The sequence below is a fragment of the Spirosoma aerolatum genome (assembly GCF_002056795.1).
GTDB lineage: Bacteria > Bacteroidota > Bacteroidia > Cytophagales > Spirosomataceae > Spirosoma > Spirosoma aerolatum.
This window is the reverse complement of record NZ_CP020104.1, coordinates 3,643,132-3,664,280: the sequence shown is the minus strand read 5'-3', so window position 1 is coordinate 3,664,280 and position 21,149 is coordinate 3,643,132. Positions and strand designations below refer to the sequence as shown.

12 protein-coding genes are annotated in these 21,149 nt (G+C 49.5%); 3 read left to right on the top strand and 9 right to left on the bottom strand.

The features are described from left to right. Nucleotides 1-42: 42 nt before the first annotated feature. The 5 genes from B5M13_RS14745 to B5M13_RS14725 form a co-directional block, all read right to left on the bottom strand. Nucleotides 43-4,695: a hypothetical protein gene (locus B5M13_RS14745; RefSeq protein WP_080056403.1), complete on the bottom strand. Its 4,653-nt coding sequence runs from the start codon at nt 4,693-4,695 to the stop codon at nt 43-45. A gap of 41 nt (nt 4,696-4,736) precedes the next feature. Further along, nucleotides 4,737-6,761 (bottom strand): hypothetical protein, encoded by a 2,025-nt coding sequence (locus tag B5M13_RS14740; RefSeq protein ID WP_080056402.1) that lies wholly within the window; start codon nt 6,759-6,761, stop codon nt 4,737-4,739. A 12-nt stretch (nt 6,762-6,773) separates the two neighbouring features. Further along, a complete protein-coding gene (locus B5M13_RS14735) occupies nt 6,774-8,498 on the bottom strand; it encodes a hypothetical protein (protein WP_080056401.1) in 1,725 nt (574 codons plus the stop codon). Nucleotides 8,499-8,552: 54 nt separating this feature from the next. Further along, on the bottom strand, nt 8,553-8,771 hold the full coding sequence (locus B5M13_RS14730; protein ID WP_080056400.1) for a hypothetical protein: 219 nt from the start codon (nt 8,769-8,771) through the stop codon (nt 8,553-8,555). Nucleotides 8,772-8,970: 199 nt separating this feature from the next. After that, entirely contained in the window at nt 8,971-10,695 is a 1,725-nt protein-coding gene (locus B5M13_RS14725) for a helix-turn-helix transcriptional regulator (protein WP_080056399.1), read from the bottom strand. 265 nt (nt 10,696-10,960) lie between these two features. Here B5M13_RS14725 and B5M13_RS14720 point away from each other — a divergent pair, with 265 nt between their 5' ends. Both B5M13_RS14720 and B5M13_RS14715 read left to right on the top strand, forming a co-directional pair. Beyond that, nucleotides 10,961-12,571, top strand: a complete 1,611-nt coding sequence (locus B5M13_RS14720; protein WP_080056398.1) for a glycoside hydrolase — start codon at nt 10,961-10,963, stop codon at nt 12,569-12,571. A gap of 24 nt (nt 12,572-12,595) precedes the next feature. After that, complete coding sequence (locus tag B5M13_RS14715; protein WP_080056397.1) at nt 12,596-13,507, top strand: pseudouridine-5'-phosphate glycosidase; 912 nt, start codon at nt 12,596-12,598, stop codon at nt 13,505-13,507. Between the two features lie 9 nt (nt 13,508-13,516). Here the strand turns inward: B5M13_RS14715 and B5M13_RS14710 are convergent, their stop codons facing one another. The 3 genes from B5M13_RS14710 to B5M13_RS14700 form a co-directional block, all read right to left on the bottom strand. Continuing rightward, entirely contained in the window at nt 13,517-13,936 is a 420-nt protein-coding gene (locus B5M13_RS14710; RefSeq protein ID WP_080056396.1) for a response regulator, read from the bottom strand. Between the two features lie 276 nt (nt 13,937-14,212). Next, nucleotides 14,213-17,332 carry an efflux RND transporter permease subunit gene (locus B5M13_RS14705; protein ID WP_080056395.1) on the bottom strand — a complete coding sequence of 1,040 codons (3,120 nt, stop codon included), beginning with the start codon at nt 17,330-17,332 and terminating at the stop codon, nt 14,213-14,215. A 77-nt stretch (nt 17,333-17,409) separates the two neighbouring features. Next, a complete protein-coding gene (locus B5M13_RS14700; RefSeq protein WP_080056394.1) occupies nt 17,410-18,504 on the bottom strand; it encodes an efflux RND transporter periplasmic adaptor subunit in 1,095 nt (364 codons plus the stop codon). Nucleotides 18,505-19,011: 507 nt separating this feature from the next. On the opposite strand from B5M13_RS14700, the gene B5M13_RS14695 reads away from it, so the two are divergent. Further along, complete coding sequence (locus tag B5M13_RS14695; protein WP_080056393.1) at nt 19,012-19,251, top strand: hypothetical protein; 240 nt, start codon at nt 19,012-19,014, stop codon at nt 19,249-19,251. 32 nt (nt 19,252-19,283) lie between these two features. Here the strand turns inward: B5M13_RS14695 and B5M13_RS14690 are convergent, their stop codons facing one another. Beyond that, the gene (locus tag B5M13_RS14690) at nt 19,284-21,056 is read right to left on the bottom strand and encodes a hypothetical protein (RefSeq protein WP_080056392.1); all 1,773 of its coding nucleotides are present in this window, start codon (nt 21,054-21,056) and stop codon (nt 19,284-19,286) included. Nucleotides 21,057-21,149: the final 93 nt, after the last annotated feature.

The following is a 21,149-nucleotide window of genomic DNA, read 5'->3' as shown; positions in this document are numbered from 1 at the left end:
TGAGGCTTCTGGGTTGGGTCATGCTATTATGGGGCGCTAAGGCTATCGTTTGCTGGCGGCTCCGATTGCCTTAGCCAGGTCAACTGGGTTGATGTAATACCACCGGTTATCTTTCTTAAGATTTGCGGCTACATTAGGATCAACATTATCGTTGGTTCGGAAGGTGAATCGGTATTCCTGCTGGAAGTCGGACCCTTCGATGGGCTTCCAGGCGGAGCTGTTCTCCTGCTGGCTGCCGTCGGTAATGACCAGGATCGCTCCCAGCGTAATTCGGGCATTCGCGTCGTGCAGCGTTGACATTTTCCTGTACATCTTGCGAGGGTCTATATCGACCTCTGGACCATTCGATACAAAGAACGTAGCGAACCGTTGTTGCTGAGACGGTAGACGGGCCAACCCTGTTCCGCTAGTTTCGGCGTAGTAATTGATGGCAATGAACACGTTTTCGAGTGTTTGACCACCGTCCAGCTCAACGTTACAGGCTTCATACATGGCGATCTGCGGGTCTGTTACGAGTATAATGGCTTCGTGCCGTCGGACAGTGCCGCTATACTCAGAGTGGGCTTCGCTCGATGTTTCCGATCGGATGGGTTCGGTGTAAGGTACCGTCGCTTTCACTAAGTTGACCCGGCTGTTGACCGCATACGTGCGAAGGTTGGAACTCAGGCAGGGCGAATCGCCGAAGGTGGCAAATCCTCGTCCTTCCACAATGCCGCCCAACAGACTATACTCATACATTACGGCTCCATAGCTGCCTTTGAAATCAAACGCACCGGCGGCTGTCAGGGTGAATTGTGCGATTTCGTATCGTTGACGCGACCCTCGGATGTTCACTTCCAGCCCCAATGCACCCGATCCATGAAACACCCCCGACCCTAACCAGTGCGAGTCGTTGCAGGAGTTATAGGCCTTGTCGTAAGTCACGACTAAGGCTACTCCCAATGCAAGTTTGAAGTACGCCCCAACGGCTTTGGCATTGGCCGTCAGTTCGACGGATCCTTCGAGCGAAAGCCCGAGGCTGAAGTAAGATGTACCCTCATGCGTGACGGTTACGGGCAGGTTAAACTCGATGGGTTGCTCACCCCGGCTTTGCAATTCTTCGTTGATCTGTGTTTTGGCATCCTCCACTATGGGTGTGAGCACAACCTGATTGGTTGGTAGCGGCACGTTACCTCCCACAATGAACAGTGAAGCGGCAATATGTAGATACGTGGGGTTTTTCTCATTGCCTACATTAATATTGACTTCAATAGCCAGTGGCTGATCGGGCCGACCAATCCAGAGGTACCCATTGACGGGATTGGGCTCGTTTTTCTTATCTTTCTTTTCCTTGCCCGCATTTTCTTTTCCCTCCTTCACGGCATTTTCTATTTGCAAACGGAAGGCAATCATGCCCATAAAGCCAGAGTCATCACCGGCGGCAATACCCCGTACATACGAGCGGTTGTTGTCACCTTTTTCTATTACGATACCATTACTATCTTTCTCCTCGGGTCTTAACGGGACGTGCATGAAGCCAAAGGCGGAGCCTTCGATGATCAGGTCGTCGGTGCTGGCATCGAAAGTGAGCGCCAGTTTCAGAATGGCAAACTTGTCGTCGAGCGATACATTGAGCATCTTGACCGCTCCCTCGATCTGTTGTCTATAAAGAGCTTCATTCTGGGCTGGTGTAGAGGTGTTATTGGCCGGGGTTGGTGTACCGCTCTGATTATTGGCCGGGGATTGTGTGCTGTTCTGCTTCGTTGCACCCGCATCGAGTAGGGCCTGCTGGGGTGTGGAAGACTGTAGCTGCGTATTATCGCGGGCAAACTCGACAGTACCAAAAATCTGTAACCTTCGGAAGCCTCCCCCCTGCTCTACGTTGCCATTATCGTCTTTGGTAGCTTTGGCTCCTTCGACGTAGATGCCCAACGTACCGCGTGTGGAATTCCCCCCCCCATAGAAGGTGACCGCCAACATCCCACCGTAGGTCCGCCTTCGGGGAGCATATTCCATGCCCGTCATCGAGTAGCGCGATCCAAAGTTGTTGGTCTGCATCATGTTGATGGCAAGCCCCCCACCGAAGCCGTTCAGAAACACATCGGGGCCAATAACCAGACCATTATCGCCGAAACTAAGCAGAAAATCGAAGTACGCATACATGAAGTATTCCTTAGTCGACTCTTCCTGAGCCCGACCTAACAGAAAGTTGACCTGAAGCTGGGGAGTATCTTCTTTGGATTTCGCCGTGGAGGCTTTTCCATTTGTCACAATTTTTTTCAGACCCGGAATTTTAAACCCTGCCGTAAGAGCACCTTGTATGACAAACAACTTGGGGTCGTCTTCGTCTCGCTCATAGTCGAGTGAGCCATCGATCACAAAGCCCATGGCATCACCCTGTATCCTGAATGTACTGAGCGCAATGCCCGTAAATTGAGCTTCATAGTTTAAACTATTCAGGTTGTCATTGACAGCCCAATTGAAGTTGACATCGACCCCAAACACGATGTTGATATAGGTACCTGTCGTACTGGTTGGTGAGGTACCAGTTGATGAAGGTGTGGTTGGTGAATTGCTGGCTGATGAATTACCGGTTGATGAATTGCCGGTTGATGAGGGGGTAGTTGGTGAAGGAGTGGTTGGTGAGGTACCGGTTGGTGAGGGGGTGGTTGATGAATTACCGGTTGATGAATTACCGGTTGATGAATTACCGGTTGATGAATTGCTGGTTGATGAATTGCTGGTTGATGATGCTGACCTGTCGAGGGCATTACCGAAGCCCTCAAAGGCCTCCTGTTTGTTAAACGGATTGACGTTGGCGTAGAACGTAAGATTCGCCGTACATTCTTTGGAAACTTCGTTGTACGTCAACATCGCCTGTTTCAGACCAAATTTGCCGAACACGGGGGCATTCCCCGACTGTTCGTAGCCCATGCGTGTAAACTTGAAAATGACTTTCTTGCTTAGAAATGAGTAACCAAGCTGCAGATCCTCAACTAGAAATACGCCCAAAGACAGAATTTTGTCGGTGTTCGAACCCTTGTCATTATGACTGACTTCCTTACCATCCACATCCAGCCCAATCACATACCGAAAACTCAGTTTCGGTGTTACTAATCTGGCCTGTAGCGTATGATTACCTGTAGTTAAGCCGTTAGGGTTAGCATTTACAGTCTGCATACCGGGCAAATCGGCGCTGGTAAATGGATTAAGCTCATTTCCACCCGTTGAGGTTGTTGTCCCATTTCCATCCGTACTAATCTTGGCGCTTCGGTAAGTTGGGGTGTCCTCTACAAAGTCTACTTTCGAGTCGTCGCGTAGGGTCGATTTAGCGCCCAGGAAGTACATGTTGTCCTGCTGGTTCACTTTCAGGGAAAAGCTTTGCGACTTATCGTCCAGGCTGCCAGCGTAGGTCAGGTATTCGTCTTTAGACAGCGTACTGAAATCGTATGATTTATCATTTTTCTTGAACGGGCTTTTGGCCGCCAGTACCCCCATCTTTCCAGACAGGCTAAAGTTGCTGTAATTGCTTTTCGCCAGCGTAAAGCTGATCTGATCAATCGTCATGGGCGAACCACCCAACTGGCTGAAATTAGCAATGCCGGTTCCTGACGCATTCATGTACAATCCGGAGTCGTCGAGCAGTAGTACGCCCGCCTGAAAGCTGGGGCGTATGGGCGTAGGGTCTTTGGGTGTTGCCGGAATAAAAAACATCGGAACATATACCGTCGATGCCGTAGTGAACAAGCCCGTCCATTGATTGATCATATTGGAATTGTTTCCCAAAAATGAACCGACAGTCGATGTAATAGCCGAAGGAGTTGCTTTTTCGGAGAAGTCGAACGAGACGTTGCTTAGCGAAAAACCCATCACCGTCTGCGACTTCTTTAGGGTAAACGCCAGCGGATTTTTTACCGGCACCGTCAGTCCGGTTAGTGCTGTTGCCTGATAATCAATCGGCGACGAGACAACAGCGGCTGTTCCGTCGGGCATCGGATACCCTTTGTCGTCCAGCTTCAGAAACGTGTCTTTATTAAGTTCCAGGTTTCCTTTGATCACCAGCCCGGCAAAGCTGCCGCAGTTAATTTTCAGCTGGGATGCATTGCCCGGGGGCGTGGTTTTCATACTTCCCCCAGTCAGGCTTACTTTGTATTGCGTATTCGAGAACTCCTGCGTACCCAGCATCACCAGCCCCACCGTTCCGGCCATGCCCGATGCCATTACGTACTTGACCCCAGTAGCTCCGAAGTAAATCTCCTGATCCCCCAGCAGCAGTCGGGCATACACATCGAGTTCGACGTGGTCGGAGAAAAAGGTCGCTTTTTTGATCATCAGATACCCCTGGCTGGTATTGTCTATGGGTACGGCAAAGGGCAGGGTTTGCAGGGCGGAGTTGGTCAGTGTCGATAGGAGTTTACCCTGGCTTTGCAACTGATCGAACAGGTTTTTGGCGTCTTTGGCTTCCTGCGACAGATCGGCCACCTGAATTTTTGAAGGCGCCAGCAAACGGGACATCCCGCTCAGATTCTGAACGCTCAAGCTCTGGTTCAGCGCCGTTTGCAGTGCCATTGCAGAGGTTGCGTTCTTTTCGTTAGCCGGCGGGGCCGGGGTTTTGCCGGGGTTTTCGTTCTCGCCCAACGCCAAAAAGGAGCTACACAGCAAGCCCAGAACGACGGAAAGGAATTTCAGTTGGCAGATGGATTTCCAGAAAGTCATATCGATAGTAGCAAATCGGGTCAGGGTTGGTCAACAGCCAGTTAAAGCATAAAAAGTTTGGGGAGCAGTATCGACACCACATCGGCCCCGAGCAGCAGGTAATTATCCAGATACGTGGTCAGATTCGTCAGATTGCGTCCATTTTCAGCTACCTGTGTCTGCAATAGGGTTCGCAGTTTTTGCAGGTCCTGTTTTTTCTGAGTGTTCGTTTCCGTTGCAAGCTGATTCACAACGGTATTCAGGCAGGTCGTGAGGGCTGTTTGCTTCTCCGAGAGTCGGTTTTTCAAACTTACCAGCTGAAAATTCACCCGCAGGATGAAACCCACATGATTCTGTACGTTGTTCTTTGACTCGTCGAAAATCTGGTTACCCAGCGTTTTAAGCGAATCGATCTGAACGCCGAGACTTTTGATTGTTTGGTCGTTCACATCGCCCGACATACCCGCATTGACATCTACTAGTGAAATCCGTTTTCCGGTCGGCTCGCTGGTCAAATAGCCGGAAATCACCTCGTTGTACTGATTGATCAGGAAGTTTTCGGAGAAATACAGTTTGATGGCGCTGCTACCGCCCCCCGTCGTTTTAATCATGGCCTGGGCGTACTCGGTCGAAACAACCCGCACATCAGTTCCGCCAACGTGTAGGGTGTCGCCGATAGCTATGTTATTTTTGGTTTGATCGGTGGGCGTAACGGTCGGGTTCTGACAGGTAGCCACCATAGGATTCGGATTTTTCTTCCGACTTTTGCCCGTTAGCTGGGCCAGATAGTCGTTGTTGTCGCGCGTGATACCCGCCACCGATACCGTTGTCCAATCCATTTTTGCTAAAAAGACAGGGGTTGAATACAGCATCTGATCGGTTGCCTGGGCCGTGATTCCACCCACCTGAAAATTGTAGGCTCTGGTATTATCCAGCGCGATCTTTGCCGAATATGTGTTGTTTCCCAGCTTCGTCAGGGTTGGGTTTTCCAGGTTATATAGAATCGACGTTGGCGCTGTGGCAGTACTCCCGGAAGAGGAATTACCCGATTTGGTCGTACTAGTGGTGATCGGCGTAGCTGCACTCGCTATGGCATTGACCACATTGGCAAATGGATCGCGGTATTGCAGATCGTACCGAATTTGCTGATCAACACCCGACCAGACCACCACTGCCTTTCCATCGACATCCCATCGGGCCGTCGTAATGCTGGGTGCCCGGTTCTTCTCGCCATAGGTAAACGTAAAAATCTCGCTATAGCCATCATTGCGAAAAATACCCACATCCTCAAAGCCCATTCTGGCCCTGGCCCGCACCCGAAATCCATAGGTTCGTCCGGGAATCAGCGGAGGCATGCCCGGTCCAAACAGCAGCGTAGTATTGGTGGTAGTCGTCTTGTAGTAGGGTGGCTGCGCTAAAAACAAGTTTTGCAGATTGCCGCCGTAGTTTGCGGGAACAATGAGTTCGGTTAGCACGAAATCGTATTCGACGGCGTTTGCCTGACGCTGGCGGGGCATCCACTGAAAAACCGTATTCTGTGGATTGAGCACCTTAACCAGGCTCTGATTGGCCGGAAATGTAAGCAAAGGCGGATCGTTCACAACCAGCCAGACGGGAGGTAAAGGGACCGCCCCCGACAGCGATTTATTGGTCAGCACATCGATCACGTCGACCGAAAATGTATAAATACCTTCCCCTAACGGCTTGCTATATACGATGGGTGAAACGCCAAGATTTTCCCAGCTAAAGTAGCGTCCGAAATCGGCCTGGGTAAAGGTTTGCACAAAGCCTGGTGTTAACGTAAAAACAGGTTGGCTACCCAGTCGGGGTGGGTTGCTCAGAGCCAGCCCTCCGCCCGTAACAGTAAATCGAAAATAGACTTGCGTAGGCCCAAGATTCAGATCGCGCAGAATTACTTTCAGACTCAGGTTCTGCCCCAGCGGATTCGCATAGTCGGACAGATTGATTGGATACGGGGGTTTGGCGTAAAAGGTAGCCTGCACCGGAAAATGCTGAGCATACCCGTCCGTCAGCAGTCCGACCAGGAACAACAGGCTATATAGGGTTATGAAACGGAAGTATCGCATGCGTATCCAGCGTTAAAAACGATTGACATAACCGACCGTCAGCGAAACATAACTTCGGGCGCTCAGACCACTACCCGCTAACTGCGTAAAGCCAAGGTTACCCGCAAAGCTGTTCATCTTATCCACCTTGTAGGCGGCACTTCCGCGTAGGTTGACAGCTCCCGTCTGGGTATCATACCCCTGATCGCTAGTATAGATATAAGCCAGGGATGCGTTCGTGGTTAGCTTATTGGCCAGAAAGCTTTTCTGAAAATTGAACAACGGACCAATCGACAGTGATTGCTGGGTGCCGATACTGTTATAACTTCCGTTTAACCCAAGCCCAAAACTTTGCGTCCGTTTAGGCTGCGCGTAATTGTATAGCAGCGACGAATTAATGAACCCCGACTCCTGCCCGGTACGAACAATATCGCCCTGCTTACTCACCGATTCCATCCACGACGCACTCAGATTCAGGCCGTGAACAGCCGTTTCGGTACTGGAAATGGCGTAGTTGATATTCGTGGAAACTGTTTGGTTGATTTGCCGGTAATTCAGGGTATCCAGCTGCTCGAATGGATTCAGCTTGCGAATATTATCGAAGGCCGTCCGGATAAAGGCATACGAGGTATAACTCGAAAAATTGAAACCAACCGATAGTTTCGGGCTCAGGTTGGCATTGATCGTCGCCATGCCAACCACCCTTCGCTGGCTGGATGATTTTTTATGCTCGATGTCGTCCTGCTGAAGTCCGGCACTACCCGAAAAATTAACTTTCCCGGAGAAAAGGGTTTGGCTGTATCGGAGGGATATGTTCTCGATATCGTTGACGAAATAGTATCCGCCCAGTGTCACATAATCGGGATCAACGCGCTGGTAATCAATCCCGATTATCCCACCCAGCCGAACCAGATTATAATTCAGTCCCAGCCGAATACTGTTGTAGGATTGTACATCTACGCCACGTCTGAAAAACAAACCCGACAGCGACTTCCGGCTGATGCTTTCATCGCTGACCTGATTTTTATCGGCATTCAGCGAACTGGAATTGTATTCGCCATTGAGTTGCAATCGTTTAAACAATGTGGTACTGAAATCCAGGCCAACTACCAGATTTCCTTTGGGTTGTGGGCGCAGACTGTCTGGCAAGCCGGGCAACGAAGCCGGATTATCGGATGCCCTGAACAGGGTTAGACCAACGGTATATTTATCCGTTCGGTACTGCGTTTTCAGTCCCGCTCCCATCCGTCGGTAGGTGGGTATGACCGGAACTGTAGCCAGCAGGTCGCCTTCTGTAGCTTTCAGCAGTCGGCCATACATTAGGCTGATACTCCAACGGTTAGGTGTCAGATTGACCCCGGCGCCCTGAAACTGATGTCCATTCAGTGAGTAGGGCGAAAAGGTCATGAAGCAGGTACCGATCTCGGCCGAAATCCACTTGTAGGTCGGACGAAACGTGACAAAATTGAACGAAAAAGGCTGGCTATACGAAAACGTCCGATTGGAATAGTTGAAGCTAAATGGCAGCGTAAACGTCTTATAGGTCAAATTGAGATTGCCGCTCACAAAATAACTGACCGGCGTAATCGTCGAGGCCTGGTTAGACGTGTAGACCATATTAGCCGACAGTCCCCCCGTCAGTTTTAGCTTGTTTTCCCCACCCTTATAGGCGTTCGGGTCCAGGTTTTGGCCCAGACAGGTTCGCCTTCCAGTCCAGCAAAAGAGTAACAGACAGCCGACAGTAACGATTTGTTTCATGGGTTAGAGGAGGGTTCATTTTAGAACACAGTATGTGCTGGCTATTCGGGTGATTCACGTCATCTTCACGGTCTCTTTCAACCGCATCCACACGCCCACTACGCGCCACGGATAGCTATCGGGCAGCAGGATAAGCTTCTGATGGTCCAGTTTTTTTACATGGTAGCTATAATAGAGCCACACACAATAGCCCAGAAAGATGAACAGCAGGAGGATTATGGCCAATATGATCAGCCATTTACGGTCGACGGGATTTTGAAAGAAGGAAGGCATCGCTGCAGTGTATTAGGTCAAAAGCAACGATGTAAAACACCTCCAATTCTTGAACAAAACCCAATGCTGGACGTGGACAAAATCGTGGACGGCAACGCAAACTAGCGTGGACAAAACCGTGGACAAGCTCGAGAATGGCCATTTCAAGCGAAAATAACCGGATTTTCAGCGGGCTTAACCTCACCTTCAGGAGATACCACTACAAATGCTCAATAAGCCCCCGAAGGTCAGTGTCGGCCTGTTGTGTCTCCAGTTTTTTTCGCAGGCGATACCGAGATTTGCGTAAGGATTCAATGGAGACCCCCAGCATATAAGCCATTTCGCGAGATGCGATATTTAGTTTGAGCAAGGCCAGTAACCGAACTTCGGCGGGGGTTAGATCCTGATACTTTGTGAGTAGATTATCGAAGAAATGCGGGTAGACCCGCTCAAACAACTGCTTGAATTCAAGCCAGTTAGTTTCAGTGAGAATTACACTCTGGCGTAAGGATTCGATTCGGGTATCAACAATAGCTGCTTCCGGTGAATGGGATTCTGATTGAGTGAGTTCAAGCGTCATTTTTTCGATGAGCTCGTTTTTATCTTTCAGGTTTTCCATATACAGAGCCAATTGCTCTGTTGCATGAGCCAGCAAATCATCGGCCCGTTTCTTCTCGGCCTCCTGTGCCTGTTTTTCCCGCTTTCGCCGTTGATTGACCGCGTAAATGATGGCAATGGTTACAATGACCAGGACAGCAATGAAGATATTTCGCCGGAGCAGGGCATTATCCTTCTCCGCTTCAATATTGGCTAAGTCGTTGAGGTATTTTTCGGCAGCCATCTGTGCCTGGGCGGCCGCCAGCAACCGATTATCAAAAATTCGCCGAAGCGAATCCTTCTTGACGACCAGCGAATCTTTATACCGGATGGCCGCTTCCAGGTTGCCTGCTTTCTGATAATAGAGCGCGTTCACCTCATAATACATGGGCCCGTAATTACTCCAGAACCAGTTGGGCTGTAACTGAAGTGACCGCTTTATGTAGGTCTGGGCTTTGGCCAGACTATCGAGCTTAATGAGTGAATAAGCGATGTACAGGCAGGTAATCGCTGAATTATCGGGCACTTCTTTCTCGTTGATCGCCACATCTTTATACAGGTATGGGAGTGATTCTTTGAATTTTCCCTCCAGCCGTAGCGTATTGCCATAATTGCCGCTCCCAATGCCCACATACGTATCATTGTGCCCCGCTTTAGCCACGGCAATGGTTTCTAAAAACGCTTTTTTTGCGTTTGAATAGTCATTAATTTTTAAATACGCCACCCCCCGGTTATTGATTAAAAACCAATCCGCAATCAGCTTCCATTTATTGTATTTTTCGGCTAAGCTGACATAATGAATCGCCGTCCGGTAATCTTCAAAATAGTAGTGAAAGCGAAAGAAATAATAGAGGTAATCGACGGCTTCGGGTATATCCTGATAGCCAATCTGCTCAAAAATTTGCCTAGAACGAAAGTAAAATTTAAAGGCTTCTGTGAATTCCAGATTTCGGAAATATTCATTGCTTAGGTGACAGTAATAGGTAGCCCGAATAACCGGATAAGGCGACTGGTCAAAATAAGCCTGTTTACTTTTCAGAAAGGCAATCTTTTGGGGGAGTTCATTATGCTGATAGATATACTGATAATGCACTTGTAGAAGCGTTACATACCAGACCATAAACGCATCGTCCCGATCTTCACAGAAGGTACGGGCGCTATCCAACATGGCCATCACCTTCGTCGTATCAGCAAAATATTTCCGGGAAACGGCTCGCAGGAATACAATACGCTCATCGGTTTGCATGGTATCCATGGTCTGCACCTGCGCAATAGATAAACGGGCCGTGAGCAGACAGGCCAGCCAAAGACTACAGTTGATAAGTCGAATCAAAGAATGCGGAAACATATTCAGAACGAGGAAGGGTATAGTTGGCTGGTCGAAGATAAGGTATTTAACGAATGGTGTAAAGTAAACAATTACAGTTCTTTACCAAATTCTTCCAGTTACAAAAAGGAATGCGTTAGCCACCGTCCATCCGAAGCCGATCACTCTGGCTTTACTTGTCCTTTCCAGTTTCCGCATCTGTGTCGGTTCCGTATGCAGGTAGTTTGCGCTTTTATCACTTCTTTTGTCTGAATACATCACCGGACCCGTTTCCTCGCTCTTTCTGATGTTCCTATCACGAATAACGGCCTTTGTAACGCTGATTTTTCTGCTGGCAAAGAGCCCCCTTGGATTGGCCCAACAGGCCGCCTACCCTACCCCGCTGGTCATTACCCTTCAGCCCGGACAAACCTATCAGACCATCCACAGCTTCGGCGCATCGGACTGCTGGTCGGCACAGTTTGTCGGTACAAATTATTCACTAGCCAACCGCCAGCAGATTGCCGACTGGCTATTCAGCCTGGATACCGACGCGTCCGGTAGTCCTAAAGGCATCGGGCTGTCGATGTGGCGGTTCAATATCGGGGCCGGAAGCACCGAACAGGGCGATTCGAGCGGTATTCAGAGTCCCTGGCGCCGGTCCGAGTGTTTTCAACGCTCCGATGGCACCTACGACTGGTCGAAACAGGCTGGCCAGCAATGGTTTGTAGAAGCTGCCCATCAACGTAAGGTCCCTTATCTGCTGGGTTTCACCAACTCGCCACCAATTCAGTTTACGGCCAACGGTAAAGCCTACGCGTCGGGCAAATTGGGAGAGTATAACTTTAACCGCCAACGGCTCGGCGACTACACGCGCTTTCTGGCCGATGTGGTTCAGTATTTCGACCAAAAAGGCTGGCCCATGCACTACCTCAGTCCTTTCAACGAACCCCAATGGGACTGGGGTATTAAGAAAGGCCAAACGATGGCTTCGCAGGAAGGTACGCCTGCCACCAACGCCGACATGGCCGATCTGGCACGTGCTCTTAGCCAGGAACTCACCCGTCGTAAACTCAGTACCCATCTGGCCCTAGGCGAAGCGGGTCAATTGAATTATCTGTCTCAACGTGGTACGAATCGGAGCCAAACCGGACAGGATAATGTCATCGACGCTTTGTTCTCCTCCACTAGTCCCGACTACATCGGTAACCTAACCAATGTAGAACGGCTGGTGAGTGGCCATAGTTATTTCACCACCTCCCCCATCCGGCTTCTCCAGTCGACCCGGCAACAGCTTAGTGCGAAATTGTGGCAGGCCGGGGTTGGTTTCTGGCAGTCGGAATACTGTGTACTGGGCGATAATGACGGGGAGATCAATGGCGGAGGCCGCGACCTGGGCATGAAAACCGCGCTTTATGTGGCCCGGGTAATTCATGCTGATCTAACCCTGGCGAATGCAGCTTCGTGGCAGTGGTGGCTAGCCCTGAGTGCCAACAACTACAAAGACGGCCTTATCTACCTGGAAAAAAACGGGAAAATGGGCGAAAATGCCCAGAATCAGTTTGATGGCGATATTCTGGCCTCTAAAACGCTCTGGGCACTAGGCAACTACGCTCGTTTTGTTCGGCCCGGAATGGTCCGTATAGCAGCTCAGGCCAACCAAAACGACAGCCTGGCTACTGCGCCACTCGTCTCGGCCTACCGCACCACCAACGGCCATCAGTTGGTCCTCGTCTTAGTCAATCCGGGAGCAAGCACTCTACTTCAGTTGAAGGGGCTTCCTAAACGACTCAATTCCGTAGCGATCTACGAAACAACGGCTACGGTAGATCTCCAAAAACGTACCGCATCGGTTTCCCGACTACCAATCAGCGCCCAGTCGGTTACAACTGTGGTCTTTGATACACAAAAACCGTAACCAGCCATCTCTCTACAAAGACGTATGAATCCGTATTTAGCCATACAACCTGAAGTAAACGAAGCCATTGCTGCGGGAAAGCCGGTAGTTGCTCTGGAATCGACCATTATATCGCATGGTATGCCCTGGCCGCAAAACGTGGAAACGGCTCTGGAAGTCGAAGAACTGGTTCGGGCCCACGGAGCGATACCGGCCACTATTGCTTTGTTTGATGGGAAATGCCATGTTGGCCTTACCCGCCAGCAGCTTGCCTATTTCGGTCAGGCAGAGAACGTGTGGAAAGTAAGCCTGCGCGACATGCCTTTTGTGCTCAGTCAACGATTGTATGGTGCCACGACTGTAGCCGCTACGATGCGCATTGCCGCCATGGCGGGCATCCGGCTATTCGTCACCGGGGGAATCGGAGGTGTTCATCGGGGTGCCGAGCAAAGCATGGATATATCGGCCGACTTAACTGAAATGGCGCAAACGTCGGTAGCCGTGGTATCGGCCGGTATTAAAAGTATTCTGGATATTGGACTTACGCTTGAATACCTGGAAACGAAAGGTGTTCCCGTCGTTACCATCGGGCAGGACGCTCTTCCCGGTTTTTACAGCAATCAAAGCCAATTTTTGTCACCGCTCCGACTCGACACTCCAGAACAAATTGCGAATATGCTCAAAACCAAATGGGAGTTGGGTCTTGATGGCTCAGTGCTGATCGCGAATCCGGTTCCCGTACATCAACAGGTACCCAACGACGAAATGGAAGACCATATCCAGCAGGCCCTAGCCGCTGCCATCACCCAACGGGTTACGGGTAAAGACATCACCCCCTTTCTGCTAAACTACATTGCCACCCATACCCAGGGAGAAAGCTTGCAGGCAAACATCGCCCTTATCAAAAACAATGCAATAGCGGGAGCCAAAATCGCAGTAGCCCTGGGGGCACGCTAATCGATTTCATTAGGCCAGACGAGTCGGGATTTTAGCAACACCAAACCAGAACATTCGGATATGTTCGGCAATTTTGAGCAAATCTGTGTGTGTATCAGGCTTTGTAATATAGCCACTGGCCCCTAACTCATAGGCCCGATCAATATCCGAATCGACTTCGGATGTAGTCAGCATAATAACCGGAATCTGCCGATAGATGGTTGAGCTTTTCAAAAACGTCAGAGCCTCAAACCCATTTAATATCGGCATATTTATATCCAACAAAATCAGGTCTGGTGTAGCGGGCCATAATGGTATGCTTTCAATAAATTCATCTACCGATGAGACAAACAGGAGCTTATAATTAATTGAGTCGTCGGCAAAAGCAAGTTTTAGTAAAAGCTGATCATCTAGATCGTCCTCGACGATTAATAGATTGTAGGGCTTCATGTTGTACACCTAAGATCATAAAGAAGTAGACAATTTCAAATTGAACAAGTATACAAGTACGGTATTGGGGTCTTAAACGTTCTTTCTATGGACTGCCAAAGGCGTTTTCATTGCTGATTCAAGCAACAACTGACCGGCTGAGGCAAGCGATGGTAATCATTTTATCAATTCCCGTACCAAAATAAGGAACGAAACGATATATGTGTATCAACATCCTATTTTCTTCTCACAATATGAATATAGGAAGTACCCACACAGGTTGCCAAACATATATGTTTACACCGTTACGATTGGTTTGGCAGGAGGCTCTGCTTCGATAAAAAGCTCATCCTGCGCCGTCGGATCGCCTTTCCGCTTGCGCGACAGGAAGGTATACATGGCCGGAATCACAAACAGAGTAAGCACCAGTGAAAACAGCAACCCACCAATGATGACAATCCCCATCGACATACGGCTCTGCCCGGCAGCCCCCAACGCCAGCGCAATTGGTAATGCCCCTAGTATCGTTGCCAGACTGGTCATCAGGATCGGGCGAAGGCGTAGGGAGGCCGCTTCCAGGACGGCTTCCCGGATCGACATCCCTTCTTCCTGAAGCTGATTAGCAAACTCCACGATCAGAATTCCATTTTTCGTAACCAGTCCGATCAGCATGATGATACCGATCTGGCTAAAGATGTTGAACGTCTGATTGAAATACCAGAGCGAAAAAACAGCCCCGCCAATGGCCAGTGGTACCGTAAGCATGATAATGAAAGGGTCTACAAAGCTTTCGAACTGAGCAGCCAGAATAAAATACACCAGTACCAGGGCCAAAATAAATGAAAACAGCGTATTCGACTGGCTTTCGGCATAATCACGAGAAGCCCCACTCAGGTCGGTACGGATTGCAGGGTCGTTGAGCTGGTTACGAACCGCGTTCATAACCGCAATCCCATCACCAATGGTTTTTCCGGGAGCCAGTGCCGCCTGTACAGTAGCACTCATGTAGCGGTTGAAATGGAATAACTGCGGAGGGCTGCTCTGTTCGTCCATCCGGACAATGTTGTCAAGTTGCACCACCTGCCCCTGATTGGTTTTTACGTACATTTTCGTCACGTCGAGTGGTTCGTTCCGGTTGGCCCGATCAAACTGACCAATCACCTGGTATTGCCGCCCGGTCATCGTAAAATACCCGAATCGCTGCCCAGCCAGCGCCAATTGCACCGTTTGGGCTACATCGGCCACAGATACACCAATCGCTTTTGCTTTCTCCCGGTCAATAAATACATTCACTTCCGGCTTATTAAACTTCAAGTTCGCATCGACAGAGGTAAACGTGGGATCTTTCTGAGCTTCTTCCAGAAACCGGGGCAGGTATTCGCGCAATTTCTCAAAATCAGGCGCCTGAATGACGTACTGAACCGGCAACCCACCCCGACTGTCGACCGATATGGTCTGCTGTTGTACAACCACGGATTTAGCATCAGGCAGTTTTTTGAGCAATTTGGTCGTTTTGTCGGCAATCATCTGCTGGCTGAGTCCTTTTCGTTCCATCTTGTCAACCAGAAACACCCGGCCACTACCTGAGTTGGGGCTACCGGATCCGCTCCTACCAGGAGCCGTCACGAGCATAATTCCCTGCTTTCCCGGCATGGAATCCTCCAGCATCTGTCCTACCCGCAGCATGTAATCGTCCATCGACTCGAATGAGGTTCCTTCAGGAGCGGTCATATTCAATCGAAACCAGTTCCGGTCGTCGAGCGGGGCCAGTTCTGAAGGCAGGTCTTTCCCAAAATACCAGATCATACCCAGTGTTGCCAGAATGATCGGCAGTGCCACCCAACGAACCTTCAGGAAGCTCACCAACTGGTCGTGGTAGGCGGTGGTCATGGCTTCGAAATACGGCTCCGTCGCGTTATAAAACTGTGTTTTCTTATGGGTTTTCCGGTTCAGGTAGGCGTTCAGCATGGGGGTGAGCGTGAGCGATACAAAGGCCGAGATCAGAACAGCCACGGAAATCACGACACCAAACTCCCGGAACAGTTTCCCGACGAAGCCTTCCATAAAAATGACAGGCAGGAATACCGCCGACAGAGTAATGGACGTTGACAGAACGGCGAAAATAATCTCGTTCGAGCCTTTGATGGCCGCTTCAATAGGATTCATCCCCTGCTCAATCTTCTTGAAAATGTTCTCCGTGACCACAATCCCATCGTCGACTACCAGCCCGGTCGCCATTACGATTGCCAGCAGCGTCAGCACGTTGATGGAATAGCCCATCAGGTACATCACGAAGAAGGTTCCGACCAGCGATACGGGGATGTCGATCAAGGGTCGGAAGGCCACCAGCCAGTCGCGGAAAAACAGGAAGATGATCAGCACAACCAAACCAATGGCAATCAGCAGAGTTTCGCCCACCTCCTCCACCGAGCGCTTCACGAAGACGGTTGAATCGAACATGATGTCAAGTCTGTAATCGGCCGGAAGGTCTTTTCGAATATCGGTCAGCCGTTTATTGACTTCGGCCGAAATATCGAGGTGATTCGAACCCGGCTGTGGCACGATACCCAGCCCAATCATTGGTATGCCATTCAGACGGAGTACACTCTCCTCATTCTCAGGGCCAAGTTCGGCCTGGCCAATATCGCTCAGGTGAATGACGTTGTCGCCGAGAGTTTTTACAATCATGTTGTTGAAATCCTCTTCGGTACGGAATCGACCAATGGTTTTCACCGTCAGTTCGGTATTACTGCCCACAACTTTACCACTAGGCAGTTCCACGTTTTCGCGGTCAAGAGCGGTTTTTACGTCCTGGGCTGTAATGTTGTAAGCCGCCATTTTATCGGGGTCCATCCAGATTCGCATAGCGTATTTTTTTTGGCCCATGATCGACACTTCACTTACCCCGTTGATTGTCTGTAAGCGCTGGACGATCACATTCTCGGCAAACTCATTGACCTCCAGATGCGAGCGGGTATTGCTCTGTAACGTCAGAATCATGATCTGATCGGAGTTAGCATCGGCCTTACTCACAATCGGCGGTCCGTCAATGTCGAGTGGCAGAGTCCGGGCCGAAGCCGATACTTTGTCGCGAACGTCGTTGGCCGCCCGTTCCATATCGACATCGATGGCAAACTCGACGGTTATTTCGCTCCGTCCTTGGCTGCTCGACGAATTAATGGACTTAATTCCCTCAATACTATTCAGTTGCTTTTCAAGGGGCTCTGTAATCTGCGACTCAATAATATCGGCATTGGCTCCGGCATAGTTGGTCCGAATTGAAATAACAGGCGGATCGATGGATGGAAATTCGCGAACCCCCAGGTATTTAAATCCCAACCAGCCAAAAAACAGGATGAGCAGGTTCATCACAATGGCCAGAACGGGTCGCTTGATCGATAGCGTAGAGAGACTCATAGGTAATCCGTTTTAATGCATAAAGAACAATGAATAATGGATAATGGATAATGATGGCGGCCATTTGTCATTATTCATCAACCATTCTTCATTTTAACTTTTACCGAAGCACCATTTTTCAGTGACATGATACTGCTGATAATCACCGAATCGCCGGGGGCCAGCCCTTCCATAACCTGCACCTGCTGGTCGTTGCGAACACCCGTTTTAATGAAGGTTTCCTGCGCTTTTCCCTCCCGGACGATGTACACTTTTTTTCCTTTCAGCACGGGCACAATAGCCTGGGTGGGTATCTGAATGGTTTGGTTATTACCAAGTGGCACATCGAGTCGAACAAACATACCGGGCACTAGTCGCCCCGTCGGATTAGACGTGTATGCCCGTACCTTCATAGTCCGCAGCGATTCGTCGATCAGTGGGCTAATGGCTGTTACCTGTGCGGTCATGGACGCTCCCAGCCCATCGGTAGTAAAACGAACCGGGCTACCGACCCGAATCTGACTGGCGTATTTTTCGGGAACGGAAAAGTCGATTTTTACGGGGTTGGTTTGTACGAGCGTGGTCACCAGCGTTCCCGGTGTCAGAAAAGCCCCCTGGCTGATGGCCCTCAGCCCCAATTTTCCGCTAAAGGGTGCCCGAATTTCGGTTTTCGCCAACTGAGCCATGAGCAGTTCTTTATCCGCACGAGCTGTATTCACATTACTTTCGGCAATATCGTATTCTTCCCGACTGATGCCTTCCACAGTCAGCAACCGCTTCTGACGGGCTTCCACATCTTTAGCGCGTTTTTCGAGGTATCCCAGCTTGACCAGTTGTGCTTTCAGCTCTTCATCGTTGATTTTAGCAATCAGTTCACCTTTATTGACATAAGCCCCTTCTTTTGCATTGAGCTGCATCAGCCGCCCGGATACTTCGGCCTTTAGTTCGACGATTTCATTGGGCAAAACGGTTCCAGAAACAGCCAGAACATTAGTTAGTTTTTCGGTACGGGCCAGGTAAATCTCCACAGGAATCGTAGGGGTTTTATCCCCCGATTTTCCCTTTGTTTCGCCTTTACCAGAGGCTCCCGCAGGACTTCCACCCGGTGTTTTGGTATCAGGTTTCGGGAAAAAGTAAACCTTGCCAAGCGTTAATGCACCCGCCAGCAAAGCGAGAATAAAAAAGGTCCGCATAAATAAGTTACAGGTATTAATGGGCAATGCCTGTAAAATTTATGTCTAATTACCTGATTTCCTAGAGGGGGGGCTTAATTCATTCATCAAAACAAGTAGCCTATCAACGATGTCTAATAGATTATTAAAATTATCTAAATGTATTTGCTCACAAAGCAATTATTCGGCTAGTTGGCCCCTTGCACGATTATCCTTATACGTATGATGTAATATTCAGTATTTCTTTCACCATCCCGATCGTTTACTCCAAGTATCGTTTGAACTAATTACCGGTTATTCCCCTTTTCAAAGCTATCACTATTTATACCGTTTCCCTGCTTTGAGTAGCTTACGACCCCATTAGGTAAAAATAACTAGCCAAATTTATAACAAGCAGTTTCTACAAGCTGTTGATGCAACGACAAGGGTAAAATTCCCGTATTTATACTAGATAACTTGCCTGTATGTGTCTGTTACCCTGATCGGGATGTATTTTACAGAAAACTTTTCTTTACAACGCAAACGAATATGTACTCAGCCGATACCAATCGATTACTGACTCAACTACAAACGATCTACCACGACTTAATTCAGATTGGTCCTGTAGAACGGGCAAATGCCTATCAATTACGGATTACGGCTATCGAGCAGGCCCGCCTTCGAATCTGGGACGATGTTGAAGCCTGCCAATGTATTCTGGACGAGTTTTCACCTGAATTCATACTCATTCAACGAAGCCTGTCGAAAATCGTTGAGGGCAGAAGTTAAATGCTTTCTGGGCAGCTACAACAGACTATGTATTAACCAATTGTAATGGTATGCTCAAACGGGGTGATTCCGGTGAGGTAAACGTGCATCCCGGTTGTACGCAGGCTTCCAAAATGCGACGAGTATAGCTCTCCTTCCAGACCGGTTGTTTTTCCATGATGATATACGCCCGGTCCAAACTGGATGGTATCGGCACCGGTAGTATACTGACCCATTCCGTTTTTGAGGAAGAAATTGTCAGCCGACCCGTCCTGTGGTGAAACGCCCGTCAACGTCCCACCTTCTTTAAAGCAAAGTTCCAGTGTGACATGTACCCCGGCTTCGCTGGTTACGCGCACAGTGAGTTCATTCCTCCCAGTTGTTTCGTGAGCCGTTATCGTTGTTTCCAGCGTCTTGATGTTGCTCTGGGGGCGGTGACTAAAGTCCATCTTGTTCCAGAAACGGCCATCGGTACTTTGCGAATGGGCGTAGTCGCCATTGGCTTTGCGATATTGGGCAGGTAAGGGCTGATAATACGGCGCTTCGATTTTCTGGTGTAGTATGTATCGGCCAGCCTCATGTCGGACTCCCTGGCTATGAAAATACCCTGTACTGAAAAAATCGGTCGACAGACGCATGTATTTCAAAATGGCCGCTCCTTTTCGGAAGCTGAAAAAATTCGGACTGTTCGACCGGCCCGACGCAATAATAATCGGGAAATCGGTCCCTCCAAACAGCGTCGTCGTCGTATCGGACCGCCGGATGCGCACCAGATTGGTATGCCTGTAAAAGACCTCAAAATTGACCGACGGCGCTTTAGGCGTTGGCAACGGCTTTTTATAGAGCGGCTCTTCCAGAAAAACTGCCAGCAAGTCATTCAATACCCGATCGGTAAACCCAGGCAATGTTTCGATGTATCGGGTGATGGCCGCCCATTCGGGTTTGTTATCATGAATAGCCATGAACCGATATTCATGATAAAAATTGAGGATGCCGATGGGTGCATACTGATCCTGTCGCCGGGAATCGACTGTAACCAGTTCCCCATTGGGTTCGCAGTGAACGTATACTAAATCAAGGTTTTTACGAACAGGGCCAAACAGCGACGGCATAGGCAGCAGACTAGCCATTGTAATGAGTGCCCGATCAATGACAACGGAATAGTTCATGCTCCGTTCGAGGTAATTCCCCTCATCATCGATGTATACGCCTTCGGCTAGCCACTCATGAATTCGTTTCACATAGCCGGTATCTGGATACAGGGCGTTGATTTTCGCCAATGCGGCCGACACGACCCAACGGTGGTTGGGTGTATGTACTCCACCTGTTCGGAGGGCTTCACCCGCCTTTACGATAAACGTCTTCAACTGCGCCTTTACATCATTGAGCGAAGCCTGATTAGTGTGTTTGAGAATCGTGGCAGCCGCTGTGAGGGGTTCCAGAATAAAGGCTGTATCGGGCGGAGAAGCCAGGTTTCCAAAGTCGAGGGTGCCATCGGTATGCTGCGCTTTCAGCAGAAATCGAATGATCTTCGACATACCCCTTATCAACTCTTCATTCTGGTAAAACGTCGAGGTAGTTTCACAAAAAGCAGCAGCCAGATTCGATAGATCATACCCGGCCCGTCGCCGAACCTCGGTGATTTCGGCGGTCAAGCTTTTCAGGAGTTTAGCTACTTCCTGCTCATTGGCGACGACTATTTTCTTATAGAAATCGTCATCCACTCGTTCTTCCGCCCAGGCTGTAGCGGGCAGGAACGGCAAGCCAGCCAACGTACCAAGTCCCAGACAATGCTGGATAAATGCCTTCCTCGAAATCGTTTCCATAGCGTAAAATAATAATGAACTTGTTTAAACTTTCCTGTTCAGGCCAGAAAGTAGGCGGGTTTGTCTCTGTGCTGACTAACTCAGAGATTGCTT

Excerpts from the sequence above, each read along its gene's own strand:
- B5M13_RS14730 (WP_080056400.1), bottom strand. The coding sequence starts at position 8,771 with ATGCCTTCCTTCTTTCAAAATCCCGTCGACCGTAAATGGCTGATCATA.
- B5M13_RS14695 (WP_080056393.1), top strand. The coding sequence starts at position 19,012 with ATGTACTCAGCCGATACCAATCGATTACTGACTCAACTACAAACGATC.
- B5M13_RS14715 (WP_080056397.1), top strand. The coding sequence starts at position 12,596 with ATGAATCCGTATTTAGCCATACAACCTGAAGTAAACGAAGCCATTGCT.
- B5M13_RS14690 (WP_080056392.1), bottom strand. The coding sequence starts at position 21,056 with ATGGAAACGATTTCGAGGAAGGCATTTATCCAGCATTGTCTGGGACTT.
- B5M13_RS14710 (WP_080056396.1), bottom strand. The coding sequence starts at position 13,936 with ATGAAGCCCTACAATCTATTAATCGTCGAGGACGATCTAGATGATCAG.
- B5M13_RS14740 (WP_080056402.1), bottom strand. The coding sequence starts at position 6,761 with ATGCGATACTTCCGTTTCATAACCCTATATAGCCTGTTGTTCCTGGTC.
- B5M13_RS14700 (WP_080056394.1), bottom strand. The coding sequence starts at position 18,504 with ATGCGGACCTTTTTTATTCTCGCTTTGCTGGCGGGTGCATTAACGCTT.
- B5M13_RS14720 (WP_080056398.1), top strand. The coding sequence starts at position 10,961 with ATGTTCCTATCACGAATAACGGCCTTTGTAACGCTGATTTTTCTGCTG.
- B5M13_RS14725 (WP_080056399.1), bottom strand. The coding sequence starts at position 10,695 with ATGTTTCCGCATTCTTTGATTCGACTTATCAACTGTAGTCTTTGGCTG.
- B5M13_RS14745 (WP_080056403.1), bottom strand. The coding sequence starts at position 4,695 with ATGACTTTCTGGAAATCCATCTGCCAACTGAAATTCCTTTCCGTCGTT.
- B5M13_RS14735 (WP_080056401.1), bottom strand. The coding sequence starts at position 8,498 with ATGAAACAAATCGTTACTGTCGGCTGTCTGTTACTCTTTTGCTGGACT.
- B5M13_RS14705 (WP_080056395.1), bottom strand. The coding sequence starts at position 17,332 with ATGAGTCTCTCTACGCTATCGATCAAGCGACCCGTTCTGGCCATTGTG.